The organism is Sphingomonas sp. SORGH_AS_0789 (assembly GCF_031453055.1).
Classification (GTDB): domain Bacteria; phylum Pseudomonadota; class Alphaproteobacteria; order Sphingomonadales; family Sphingomonadaceae; genus Sphingomonas.
This window is the reverse complement of record NZ_JAVIYV010000001.1, coordinates 3248461-3260986: the sequence shown is the minus strand read 5'-3', so window position 1 is coordinate 3260986 and position 12526 is coordinate 3248461. Positions and strand designations below refer to the sequence as shown.

General features: G+C 63.7%; 8 protein-coding genes. 3 read left to right on the top strand and 5 right to left on the bottom strand.

The window, feature by feature from the left end:
- Positions 1-15: 15 nt before the first annotated feature.
- Positions 16-1590, top strand: coding sequence for an alkaline phosphatase D family protein (locus tag QE360_RS14945; RefSeq protein ID WP_309702735.1), 1575 nt, complete (start codon positions 16-18; stop codon positions 1588-1590).
- 104 nt (positions 1591-1694) lie between these two features.
- Here QE360_RS14945 and QE360_RS14940 read toward each other — a convergent pair whose 3' ends face one another.
- The 5 genes from QE360_RS14940 to QE360_RS14920 form a co-directional block, all read right to left on the bottom strand.
- Positions 1695-2807, bottom strand: coding sequence for an S-(hydroxymethyl)glutathione dehydrogenase/class III alcohol dehydrogenase (locus tag QE360_RS14940; RefSeq protein ID WP_309702733.1), 1113 nt, complete (start codon positions 2805-2807; stop codon positions 1695-1697).
- A 73-nt stretch (positions 2808-2880) separates the two neighbouring features.
- Positions 2881-5463: a TonB-dependent receptor domain-containing protein gene (locus QE360_RS14935; RefSeq protein ID WP_309702731.1), complete on the bottom strand. Its 2583-nt coding sequence runs from the start codon at positions 5461-5463 to the stop codon at positions 2881-2883.
- Between the two features lie 189 nt (positions 5464-5652).
- Complete coding sequence (locus QE360_RS14930; protein WP_309702729.1) at positions 5653-7311, bottom strand: AMP-binding protein; 1659 nt, start codon at positions 7309-7311, stop codon at positions 5653-5655.
- Between the two features lie 200 nt (positions 7312-7511).
- The gene (locus QE360_RS14925; protein ID WP_309702728.1) at positions 7512-8378 is read right to left on the bottom strand and encodes a cupin domain-containing protein; all 867 of its coding nucleotides are present in this window, start codon (positions 8376-8378) and stop codon (positions 7512-7514) included.
- Positions 8379-8552: 174 nt separating this feature from the next.
- Entirely contained in the window at positions 8553-9059 is a 507-nt protein-coding gene (locus tag QE360_RS14920) for an antibiotic biosynthesis monooxygenase (RefSeq protein ID WP_307098714.1), read from the bottom strand.
- Between the two features lie 179 nt (positions 9060-9238).
- Here QE360_RS14920 and QE360_RS14915 point away from each other — a divergent pair, with 179 nt between their 5' ends.
- On the top strand, positions 9239-10732 hold the full coding sequence (locus QE360_RS14915; protein ID WP_309702726.1) for a PLP-dependent aminotransferase family protein: 1494 nt from the start codon (positions 9239-9241) through the stop codon (positions 10730-10732).
- Positions 10733-10869: 137 nt separating this feature from the next.
- Positions 10870-12276, top strand: coding sequence for an aldehyde dehydrogenase family protein (locus tag QE360_RS14910; RefSeq protein ID WP_309702724.1), 1407 nt, complete (start codon positions 10870-10872; stop codon positions 12274-12276).
- Positions 12277-12526 lie beyond the last annotated feature (250 nt).

Genomic DNA, 12526 nt, shown 5'->3' with positions numbered 1-12526 from the left:
AGGAACCGTGATCCCATGACCTTTCGTCCCTCGCGTCGGCAGATCATCGGCGCCCCCATAACGATGGCACCGTTCGTCATCGCATCGGGAGGCATGGCGCTGGTGCGCGGCCCTGCTGCTCCCCTTTTCTCACTCGGCGTCGCATCGGGCGAGCCAAGCGCCGATGGCGTCGTCTTGTGGACGCGGCTCGTGCCCGAACCGCTGGCGCCCGGCGGCGGCTTGGGCGACGCCCGCGTGCCAGTCCGCTGGGAAGTCGCCGAGGACGAACAGTTCCGCCGCATCGTCCGTCGCGGTGAGGTACGCGCGACGCCCGAGGACGGCCACAGCCTGCATGTCGAGGTCACCGGCCTGCGCCCCGCCCATGTCTATCATTACCGTTTTCTCAGCCTGGGGCAGGTCAGTCCGGTCGGCCGCACCCGGACCGCGCCCGCCGCCGACGCGACGGTCGATCGGCTGCGCATCTGCTATGGTTCGTGCCAGAAATATGAGGTCGGCCATTATGCCGCCTGGACCCATGCGATCGCGGAAGACCCCGACCTGATCCTGTTCCTGGGCGACTATATCTACGAGGGCGCCCCCAATCCCAAGGCGCTGCGCCCCCATCTGAACCCCGAGCCGTTCGACTTGCCCGGCTATCGGCTGCGTTATGCCAGCTACAAGCTCGATCCGCTGCTTCAGGCCGCTCATGCGGCGGCCCCCTGGATGACCATCTGGGACGATCACGAAGTCGCCAACGACTATGCCGGACAATGGGACCAGCATTATGGCGATCCTGCCCGCTTCCTCGCACGGCGGGCGGCCGCCTATCAGGCCTATTGGGAGCATATGCCGCTGCGCCGGGTATCGCATCCCGCCGGGCCATGGGCGCGTCTCTATCGTCGGCTGGACTGGGGGCGGCTGGCGCGGATCGTCATGCTCGACGACCGGCAATATCGCGACGATCGCCCGTGCCAGCCCGCCCCCGATGCCAACGGCCAGCGCCGTTACGATTATCTGGTGGCCGATTGCGCGGCCCGGCACGCCCCCAAGCTCTCCATGCTCGGCGCACGGCAGGAGGGCTGGCTGAACGAGGAACTGGGCGGGCGACGGGCGCGCTGGAACCTGCTCGCACAGCAGACCCTGATGACGCCCTTTCCGACCAACGATCCCAAACAGCCGGACAAGGGCGCAATGTTCCACTCGGTCGACCGCTGGGAAGGCTTTCCGGCAGCGCGGGACCGCATCTTCCGACGTTGGGTCGCGGCGGGGACGGCCAATCCCATCGTGTTGAGCGGCGATATCCATGCCTTTGCCGCGACCGATCTGCGCGACCCCGACCGGCCTGACGGCGCGCCCATCGCGTCGGAATTCGTCGGCGGGTCGATCACCTCGCTCAACCCCGATCCGCTGTTCAAATCGACGGCCGCGGCGACGACCGGCTTCCACTATGCCGAAAATCTGGTGCGCGGCTATGGCCGAATAGACTTGTCGGGCGGCCATTGCGACGTGACCTTTCGTGGCCTGGCCGACACAAGCGATCCGCGATCACCCATCGCCGACCTGGCGCGGTTCACCGTAGAGGCTGGAAGGCCGGGGCTTCAGATGGCCTGACACCATGATTGGAGCAGCCGGCATCGGACAGCGGCATGGCTACTCCGCCCAGAGGTTCCGCGACAATCGCCGCCCGTGCGGTGCGCCGCGGAGTCGCTACAATGCTAAAACAGTACGACCGAGCGGATGCTTTCGCCCTTGTGCATCAGGTCAAAGCCCTTGTTGATCTCCTCCAGCGTCAGCCGGTGGGTGATCATCGGATCGATCTCGATCTTGCCGTTCATATACCAGTCGACGATCTTGGGCGTGTCGGTGCGCCCGCGCGCGCCGCCGAACGCGGTGCCACGCCAGTTGCGGCCCGTCACCAGCTGGAACGGTCGCGTACTGATTTCCTTGCCCGCCTCGGCCACGCCGATGATGATCGAGGTACCCCAGCCGCGATGGCACGCCTCCAGCGCGGTGCGCATCACCTCGGTATTGCCGGTCGCGTCGAAGCTGTAATCCGCGCCGCCATCGGTCAGCTCCAGGATCTTCGCGATCGTCTCCTCGCGCGACAGGCCCTTGGAATTGAGGAAGTGGGTCATGCCGAAGCGGCGGCCCCATTCCTCGCGCGCCGGGTTCAGGTCGACGCCGATGATCCGGCCCGCGCCCGCCAGCTTGGCGCCCTGGATGACGTTCAGGCCGATGCCGCCCAGACCGAAGACGACGATATTCTCGCCCGGCTGGACCTTGGCGGTGTTGACCACCGCGCCCACGCCCGTCGTCACGCCGCAGCCGATATAGCAGCTGGTGTCGAACGGCGCGTCCTCGCGGATCTTGGCGACCGCGATTTCGGGCAGGACGGTGAAGTTCGAGAAGGTCGAGCAGCCCATATAATGGAAGATCGGCTGGCCCTTGTAGCTGAACCGGGTCGTGCCGTCGGGCATCAGCCCCTTGCCTTGCGTCGCGCGGATCGCGGTGCACAGGTTGGTCTTGCCCGACAGGCACGACTTACACTGGCGGCATTCGGGCGTGTAGAGCGGGATGACATGGTCGCCCGGCACGACGCTGGTCACGCCCGCGCCCACCTCACGCACGATACCGCAGCCTTCATGGCCCAGCACGCTGGGGAAGATCCCCTCGCTGTCCAGACCGTCCAGCGTATAGGCGTCGGTGTGGCAGATGCCGGTCGCCATGATCTCGACCAGGACCTCCCCGGCCTTGGGTCCTTCCAGATCGAGTTCGACGATTTCGAGCGGCTTCTTCGCTTCGAAGGCGACGGCGGCGCGGGTCTTCACGACAAGAATACTCCAGTGACAGAATAGGAAGGTCGGTGGAGAAGGGGGGATCGCGGGGGGATCCCCCCTGTCTTCAGAAGCGAACAGTGGCTTCCACGCCGAAGGTCCTGGGCAGGGCCCGAACCAGATAGCCCGCTCCGGTGATGCCCTCATTGGGATAGCCGCCCGGAAAGTAGAGCCTGTTCGACAGGTTCTTGCCCCATACCGAAAGGGTGTAGCGATCCGTCACATAGCTGATACGGCTGTTGAACACCCAGTAATCGCCCTCGCCATTTGTATAGAGGCCCGTCGCAAGGTTCTTCAGGACGCCGCGACTATAGTCCTTGAACGAGTCGTAATAGAAGCGGCCCGAATAGGCGGTGTCGCCATGTACCTTGATCGTGCCGGCCCCGACATCCGCCGCATCCCAGTCGAAGCCCAGGTTGATCGACGACTTCGGCGCATAAGGGAAGGGGTTGCCGCCGACGCTGACACTGCCCGCGCCCGATTGAACGCAAGACCCTTTCTGTGCCGGATACAGGCCGCTGAGGTTCAGCGCCGCGCAGCTTGCCTGATCGAAATCCTTATACTTGCTGTCGAGCAGGCCGAGCGACGCGCTGAGCGTCAGGCGATTGGTGGCGGCGAATTCGACATCCAGTTCCAGCCCCTTCATCGTACCGTCGAGCGTGATGACGTTCGCCGTCACGCTCTGGTCGACGACCTGGCTCTGCTGGTTCTTGTAATCATAATAGAAGAAGCTGCCGTTGACCTGAAGCCGGTTGTCAAGGAACCGGGTCTTGAACCCCACCTCATAGGCGTTCACTTCTTCCGGTTTGACGAAATAGACCTGCGGCGAGCTGATATAGGCCAGGCCGTTGAACGTTCCGGCGCGATAGCCGCGACTATAGCTGGCATACAGCATGACGCCGTCCACCGGCTTCCAGTCCAGTATGGCGCGGCCTGAGATGCGGCTGGTCTTGCCGTCCTTGTTGACGCCGCCGGGCATGCTTCCCCCGGTTGCCGGGATCACCACGGCGCCGGCCTCGTTATAGACCGGCGACAGGAAATAGGGCGCGCCATAGGCGGAAACGGCGAGCATTCGCGCATTGCCCGCGTCGTCATAATAGGTGGTGATGCCATCACGATATCGGGTGATGTCGGTCGTGTAGCGCAGGCCCGCCGTGAACTTCACCGTCGGGGTGATTTCATAGCTGCCTTCGCCATAGACGGCCCAGCTTTCGCGCTCCTGCCGGAAATGCTGCTTGCCCAGAATGCCCGTCGGGACCGAGCCGGCGGACAACACCTTTCCGTTGAAGCCGCCCGCCGGGTTGAACCAGGTCGCGGGCAGGCCGACGGCGGCACGCACGTCGCTCAGCAGGTTGAAGATGTCGATGGCGTTGTTCGACGTGACCGAATCCCAGCCATAATAGGCGCCCGCGATCATCTTGAACGGGCCGCTGCTGTAATCGAGCCGCATATCCTGATTGAAGGCCTTGAAATCGGACCGATAGCCGTTCGAACAGAGGCGCAGCGGGCCGCTGTCGCAATCCGTCTGTGTCTGGAGATAGAGGCCGGAATCATAGCCGGTGATCGAGGTGAGGCTGAGCCGGTCGGCAAGGTCGGCCTTTACCGTCAACACCGCCCCCTCGGTGCGGGTAACGGCGCGGCCGACGGTATCCTGTTCGATCTCGGTATCCGACAGTCCCGCCCGGCTGTAGCTGCTCGGCAGCAGACCGGCGCCCTTGGAGCCCAGTGCCTGGAACAGGGGCGAGAGGATGAAATTGGGGTTTTCATAGTCGAACAGGCCCGGGTTGGACTTGTAGGGGCCAGCGCCGAGAGAGGCCGCCGCGCCTCCGGTCGATTTGGACGCATAGCCCTTCAGCGTGATGTCGAGCGCGTCGACCGGCTTGAACCGCATCGTGCCGCGAAACGCATAGTTCTCATCGCCGCCCGGATCGCGACCCGTCGCGAAATTCCGCCCGGACGCGCCGCCTGCCGCCGTCTTGTTCAGACCGGCGGGCATCAGATTATGGATATAGGGATCCATTTTGACATAGGTGCCCGCGATACGGATACCGAACCGGTCTTCGACGGGGGTCAGTTCGATCGCGCCTTCGAAATTCCAGCGGTCGTAATTGGCATAGCCCACCGTCAGATACCCATTGTTGCCCTTCAGGGCGGGCTTGCGGGTGATGAAGTTGATCGCACCGCCGGTGGTGTTGCGGCCATAGAGTGTCCCCTGGGGCCCGCGGACCACTTCGACCTGATTCAGATCATAGAGTTGCTGGCCCTGGCTCGCGCGGAAGGTCTGATAGACCTCGTCGACATAGACGCCGACCGGCGATGCCGCGCTTGCGCTGAGTTCGGTGCCGACACCGATACCGCGCAGGGTGAAGTTGGGCTGCTGCGAACCATAAGCCGATGACACCTGAAGATTGGGCATCGAACCGTTCAGGTCCGACGTGTCGAACACGCCCTGGGCGGCGAGTTCCGACGACGAAATGGCCGACACGGCAACCGGAACGTCCTGAAGGTTCTCCGACCGCTTGGTGGCGGTCACGACGATCTCCTCCAATCCTCCGGCCTGCGTCTGCGCCTTGCTCGCATCCTGCGCGAATGCCGGCATCGCCGTGCATGTCGCGATGGCGAGAATGCTGATGCCCCCGACCCTTTTCATGTGAAGCTCCCTGATAAGGTCACTGCATCTGAGTGCATTGGTGACCCGTTGCGCCTGGGCATCAGCAGTCAGGGATAATGGGGTGCGTGGATCCTGTCGCACAGCCCCGAACGCTGGTGCCAAGGCTCAAGGTGCCGGATATCTGCCCCTCTTCTTAGGACCTGTTCGCCGCTTTTTGATGGGGCCAGTTCAGCTTTGGTCCTGTTCCATGGCGCGCAGCATGAAGCGCTGTATCTTGCCGCTGGGGGTTTTCGGCAGTTCCGACAGGAACGCAATCAGCCGGGGATAGGCGTGCGCGGACAGTCGGGTTTTGACATGCGCTTTCAGGGCATCGGCCAGCGCTGGCGTCGGCGCAAATCCCGCGTTCAGGACGATGAACGCCTTGACCAACTCGGTGCGGTCCGGGTCCGGCACGCCGATGACTGCGGCCTCCATCACGGCGGGATGTTCGATCAATGCGCTTTCGACATCGAAGGGGCCGATCCGATAGCCCGATGAGGTGATGACGTCGTCGGCACGTGCGATGAAGCTGACGCTGCCGTCGGGGCCCAGCTCCACCGTATCCCCCGTCCGGTAATAGCCGCCACGGATGGCGGGCGTGGGTTGTCGCCAATAGCCGTCAAACCAGAAGAGGGGAGACCGGGCGATGTCGATCGCCAATTCGCCCGGTTCGCCCAGGCCCCGTTCGCGGCCGTCCTCACCCAGCACCGCGACCCGATAGCCGGGCATCGCGACCCCGGCCGAGCCGATACGGACGGCGTGCGACAGGCCGTGATGGTTGTTCACGAGCATGCCGGTTTCCGTCTGGCCATAATGATCGTGCACCGGCACCACGAGCTGGGCATCGAACCACCGGATGACCTCGGGATTCAGCGGCTCGCCCGCACTGCTTACGATGCGCAGCATGCCCTTTACCCTGGCAGCGACCGCGCCGCCCCCCGCCATCAGCAGGCGATACGCGGTGGGCGAACCGGCGAGATTGGTGACGCCGAGCCGGGCGATAAGATCGATGGCGGCCTCGGCGGAGAAGACGCCATCATGCAGGATCGTCGCCCGGCCGAGCAGCAACGGCCCGGTGATCCCGTAATAGAGACCATAGGCCCAACCGGGATCCGCGATATTCCAGAAAAGGTCCTCCGCTCGCAGGTCTATCGCCCATCGCATATAGGCGCCGATCGCGATCAGCGCCTTCAGGGGCACACCCACGCCTTTGGGGAGGCCCGTGGACCCCGATGTCGACATCATGAGGAAAAGATCGTTGCCCGTGCGCAGGACCGGCTCGAAATCGGTCGACATCCCTTCCACCTCTGCCCGGAAGTCGATGTCGCCCGCCACGAGCGGCTCTTCCGGGGTGCGGACGACCGCAATCGGTGGACATTGCGCGATGTCCGTCAGCTTCGGGCGATTGGCGCTGTCCGTCACGACCAGCACGGCCTTGCCGATGCCCAGCCGGTGCGCGATCGCCTTGGGGCCGAAGGCGGTGAACAGCGGCTGATAGGTCGCCCCGATCCGCCAGACGCCCAGGATCGTCGCGACCAGCTCCAGCCTTCGCGGCAACAGGCCCGCTACGACGTCGCCGGGCCGGACGCCGTGCGCCGCCAGCATATGCGCGACTTGCGCCGACAGGTCGCGCAGCGCGGCGAAGCCATGATCACGGCGTGTGCCATCCGCCGCGATCGTGATGAGCGCCACATCGTTGCTATCGGCATAGCGGTCGCAGCATTCGACACAGGCGTTGATACCGTCCGACAGATGGCCCGAAAGCCGCGCTCGCTCCCGTTCAATGCAAAAATCCTCGACCGACTCCCTGTAATCAGGGACGGCGACCGATGCCGATAGGCCGGTCATACGTTCGATCCTCTCCACGATCACGCCGCATTGATGCGGTCTCTCGGGCTTCCCACCTTGATTGTTGAATTGCCGCTGCGCCTAGCGGGAGGAGGCGTCGGCCTGGATCCATGATGATGCGTTCGCCCCTGCGGACGGCGCCTGCCGGACCGGGGTGGCGGCCCCCAGAGGTCCCGCCACCCGTCACCGCGATCCCGGCGTTATTCGGGCAGTACGTCCCGCGTGATGACCCACAGCTTCTTCGAGAAGGGGCCCTTCGACGTCCATGTGATGTGCATGCCGGAAGACAGGCCGATCGTATCGCCCGCCTTGAAATTATGGACCTTGCCGGTGTCGGTTTCCACCACCTCGACCTCGCCTTCGAGCAGCAGGATCGTCTCGTCGCCCAGCACGCCGGTATAGGGGGTCTTGAGCGCGCCCTTTTCATCGACATCGCTGCCCGCGATGCCCTTGCCCGACCGCCAGACGCCGCTCATCATCGTGCCCGTCGAACCGCCGGAGCGCAGGAAATAGAGTTCGCCTGCGACCAGGGGGCCTTCGGCGGGTTCGTCGAAATGATATTCCAGCCAATCGGCGGGATTGTCGCTGGTGTGCGAGATCAGCAGATCCTGCGGAGCGTTGCTCGTCGGTTCGCTGCCGTTCCAGATGCACCACCATTTCTTGAACGATGGCCCCTCGATCTCCCACTGCACTTCCAGCCCCTTGGGCGAGTTGATGATGGAACCGGGGCCGACCTTATAGCGCTTGCCGGTGGAAAGGACGGTGAGCACGGCGGTGCCGTCGATCACGCAAGCCACCTCGTCGCCCAGGGGCGAGGAATAGACGATGGTATGCGACCCGTCCGCCGTCGCGCCCGGCGCGGTGGGGCCAGTGCGCCAGAAACCGGCCGACAGCGATCCCGACATGCCCTCGGGCCGGGTCACCACATATTCGCCGTGCACCTGCATGCCGAAACGGGGCTCGACCCATTCGAACGGCAGCCATTTCTCATTGGGTTCGTTCTGCACGCCGCCATGAACCGCGTAACGCGGCAATTCCTGCACTTGCGCCGCCAACTGCGTTGCCATGCCAAATCTCCCTTGAACGAGATTGAACCGTAACCGGCCGATCGGGAAAACCATTCGGTTCCCCCCGAACGTCGACCAGGCTTGACTATCAGAGCATCACGACCGACGGCCTAGCGCCATCCCTGGCCTTTTTGATGGGGCCAGATGGCCGCATTCCACCGCCGTCTCCGCCGTTTACGCCTCCATCGACGGGGCGGTCAGCGAAATGGTCTCCGCGAGGAGCGGCACATCCTTGAACACGGCGAAGCTGCTGGGCGTGTTCGGCATGACGGGGAAGTTGAAATTGCACTGGGGGCAGGGTTCGGCGAGAACCTTCTGCTCTTCCTGCAGCTCGAACGCCTTGTCCTCGACCAGCCCGCAATTGGGGCATACGCGGAGAAGCCGCGTGTTGGTCAGTTCGAAATTGGTGATGATGTCTTCCATGATCGCACCACGCGCCGCCCATGCCTTGGCGTGCTTGTGGTAGGTTGCCTGGTGCCAGTCCTTGAGCGCCGCGCGGTTCACCCAGAAGCTGACCTCGTTGAACCAGGTCGGGTCTTCGGGATGGACCCACCATGTCAGATGGAGGAAGCCGGGCAACTTCATCAGGTGATTGCGCGTATCGGCGAAAATGACCTTGAACTTCTCGTATCCGTCCGGGCTGGAAAAGCGCACACGCTGCATACTGAGATAGATGGACATGGGATTCTCCGCTCAATGAGTCCAGCCCGATAAGCTGTGCGGTGAGGATGAAGAGCGACTTGGCCAGTCGGTAGGGCCAGTATAGCGGAAGATGATGGTGCCAGATGCTGACGGCTCTATCATTGGCGCGACCGTGCGATAGGATCGGTGCAGCTGGGGTAGCGAAGGCATGCCTGACGATGACGATGAACCTGATCATTCGTATCGACCGCGACGACGAGCGATCGCTGCAGGTGCAGATTTACGAGGCGGTGCGCGACCAGATCCTGCAAGGCACATTGGCCGCGGGCAAGCGACTGCCCTCGACGCGCAGCATGTCGGACCAGTTGGGCATCGCCCGCAATACCGTGACGCTGGCCTATGAACGCCTCGCCGCGGAGGATTATATCACCTCGCGGGCCAAGGCGGGCATCTTCGTCAACGACCGGCTGCCCGACGCGACCGTCCTGCTGCGCAATGGCCATTCATCGGTTCAGCCCAGCCGCAAGCGGCTCCGGTTGGGCAAGAATCCCAGCTTTTCCGGGCGGGCGCCCCGATTGTGGCACGAAAGGCGATCGCGGCCGCAGTTCGATTTCTTCGTCGGGCGGCCGCGCCCCGACAGCTTCCCGACCAGCTTCTGGCAACGCACGATCGCGCGGCATCTCGCTTATGCCCATGGCATCCAGACCGAATATAGCGATCCGCGTGGACTGGCCCCGCTGCGCGAGGCGATTGCGGCGCATCTGGGCGAAACGCGCGGGATGGAAGCCAGCGCCGATCAGATCATGGTGACCTCCGGCATCCAGGGGGCGCTCAACCTGCTCGCCCGCATCTTCATCACCGATCGTACGAAGGCGAGCGTGGCGGTCGAGAATCCCTGTTACCAGGGTGCGGCCTTTCTCTTTGGAAGCTATGGTGCCAGCATCCGTCCGATCGACGTCGACGAACAGGGTATCGTCGTCTCGCAACTCGAAAGCTTCATGGGCAATCTCGTCTATGTGACGCCGTCCCACCAGTTTCCGACCGGTTGCACGCTCAGCCTCGACCGGCGGCTGCACCTTCTCGACTGGGCCTATCAGACGGGCAGCTATGTCATCGAGGATGATTATGACAGCGACTTCCGCTATGACGGACCGCCACTGACCGCGCTTGCCGGACTGGATCGCCGGGGTCACGTCATCTATCTCGGCACCTTCTCCAAATCGATCGGCGCGGGGTTGAGAGTGGGTTATGCGGTCATGCCGCGTCATCTTCTCGATCAGGCGCGATTGGTGAAGACGTTGACCGACCATGGCGCGCCATGGCTGGAGCAGGCGGTGATCGCGGATTTCCTGAAGGAAGGCGCGTTTCTCCGCCATCTGCGCCGAATCCGCCGGTCCTATATGGGCGCACGAGACCAGGTGATCCGGTCGATCGAAGAGCATTTCCCTGGCGGCGTGCTGATGGGGCGCGAATGCGGGATGCACATGATGTGGACGCTGCCACCCGATCTGCCGTCCGCGAACGACATGCAGCGTATCGCGCTGAACTGCGGCGTCGGCCTGTATCCGTTCGCGGGCGCCGCGACGCAGGAATATGGCAATCCCGGCCGCTTTCGCGAACGCTCGCTGGTACTCGGTTATACCGGGCTGTCGGAGGAGGCGATCCGCGAAGCCTTTACCCGTGTCGCCACCGTCATCGGCCAGCGCCGCTAGGCCGCCCCAACTGGTCCCACTCTTAAGGCCGGATTTGGCTCTAGGGGGTGGACCGAAAGCTTCTTAGCCTTCCTGAAATTCCTCGACGTTCCCTTCGCCAGGTGGCCGACGTCGACGACTATGCAGGAGGATGGGATATGCCTGGTTACCGGCTTCTGATCGACGGTCATTTGGTCGATGGCGCGGATAGGATGGAGGTCATCAACCCCGCGACCGAGGAGGTGCTGGCCTTATGCCCGCGCGCCTCGACAGGGCAGTTGGATGAAGCGGTCGGGGCGGCGAAGCGCGCCTTTCCGGCCTGGGCGAAGACCCCGATCGCGGAGCGGCGCGCGCTGATCCTCGATCTTGCCGATTGCATGGAGGTGCATGCGGAAAGCCTGGCGCGTCTGCTGACCCAGGAACAGGGCAAGCCATTGAGCGAAGCCACGGCCGAGATCGCCTATAGCATCGCCTTCATTCGCCAGCTCGCGACCCATGACCTGCCGGTCGGGGTGCTGGAGGACAATGACAGCCGCCGGGTCGAACGGCATCGTCGCCCGCTGGGGGTGGTGGGGGCTATCATCCCCTGGAACTTCCCGGTGCTGATCGTCGCCTTCAAACTGCCTTTGGCGCTGCTGGCGGGCAATACGCTGGTCATCAAACCGGCACCAACCACGCCCTTGTCCACGCTGCGCTTGGGCGAGATGATGGCCGGGATCTTCCCGCCCGGCGTGGTCAACGTCATCACCGATCAAAACGATCTGGGCACCTGCCTGACGTCGCATCCCGATATCGCGAAGATCAGCTTCACCGGATCGACCGCAACCGGTCGGAAGGTGATGGAAAGCGCGGCGGCGTCTATCAAGCGCCTCACGCTGGAACTGGGCGGCAATGACGCGGCGATCGTCCTGCCCGATGCCGACCCGGTGAAGGCGGCGACGGGCATTTTCGGCGGCGCATTCCTGAACGCCGGACAGGTCTGCATCGCCATCAAGCGCGTCTATGCCCATGCCGACATCTATGATGCGCTCTGCGCGGAACTGGCCAGGCTCGCCGAAGAAGCCGTGGTCGATGATGGGTTGAAGCAGGGCGCACAGATCGGGCCGCTCCAGAACCGGGCGCAATATGACAAGGTGAAGGCGATCATCGAAGCGGCGCGATCGGATGGCACGATCATCGCCGGGGGCGAAGTGCTGGACCAGCCCGGCTATTTCATCCGGCCGACCATCGTGCGCGACATCGAAGACGGTGCACGGCTGGTCGACGAGGAACAGTTCGGGCCCGTGCTTCCCGTCATCCGCTATGACGATCCCGAAGACGCGCTGGCACGCGCCAATGCGTCCGATATGGGGCTGGGCGGCTCGATCTGGTCGTCCGACCGCGATGCGGCGCGTGACCTCGCCATGCGCATGGAGGCGGGCACGGTCTGGATCAACAAACATCTCGATTTCGGGCCCGGCATTCCGTTCGGCGGCGCGAAACAATCGGGGCTGGGCGTCGAATTCGCGGAGGAGGGATTCCACGAATTCACGCAGGTTCATGTCATCAACGAAGCAAAGGCCTGACCGGCCATGGCGTAGGCCGCAAACAGGATCGATACCGGCGGTCACAACCTTCATGGCCGCCTATAACTCAAGAGGCCCAGTGGCCTCCTACCCTACGAATACAACCTAGGGCCGATAATGCCTTTCCTTCCCTCGCCCCTCGCAGAGGGGAGAGGGTTGCGCAGACTTGGCCTTTGCGAAAGCAAAGGCTTAGTCGGAGCTGGGTGAGGGGTGGGCGCTCGCTTGGCGAGCGCGCGAGCCTTTGGGCTCG

Bases quoted from the DNA above. Each gene is read 5' to 3' on its own strand.
- QE360_RS14910 (WP_309702724.1), top strand. From the start codon at position 10,870: ATGCCTGGTTACCGGCTTCTGATCGACGGTCATTTGGTCGATGGCGCG.
- QE360_RS14945 (WP_309702735.1), top strand. From the start codon at position 16: ATGACCTTTCGTCCCTCGCGTCGGCAGATCATCGGCGCCCCCATAACG.
- QE360_RS14920 (WP_307098714.1), bottom strand. From the start codon at position 9,059: ATGTCCATCTATCTCAGTATGCAGCGTGTGCGCTTTTCCAGCCCGGAC.
- QE360_RS14915 (WP_309702726.1), top strand. From the start codon at position 9,239: ATGACGATGAACCTGATCATTCGTATCGACCGCGACGACGAGCGATCG.
- QE360_RS14930 (WP_309702729.1), bottom strand. From the start codon at position 7,311: ATGACCGGCCTATCGGCATCGGTCGCCGTCCCTGATTACAGGGAGTCG.
- QE360_RS14925 (WP_309702728.1), bottom strand. From the start codon at position 8,378: ATGGCAACGCAGTTGGCGGCGCAAGTGCAGGAATTGCCGCGTTACGCG.
- QE360_RS14935 (WP_309702731.1), bottom strand. From the start codon at position 5,463: ATGAAAAGGGTCGGGGGCATCAGCATTCTCGCCATCGCGACATGCACG.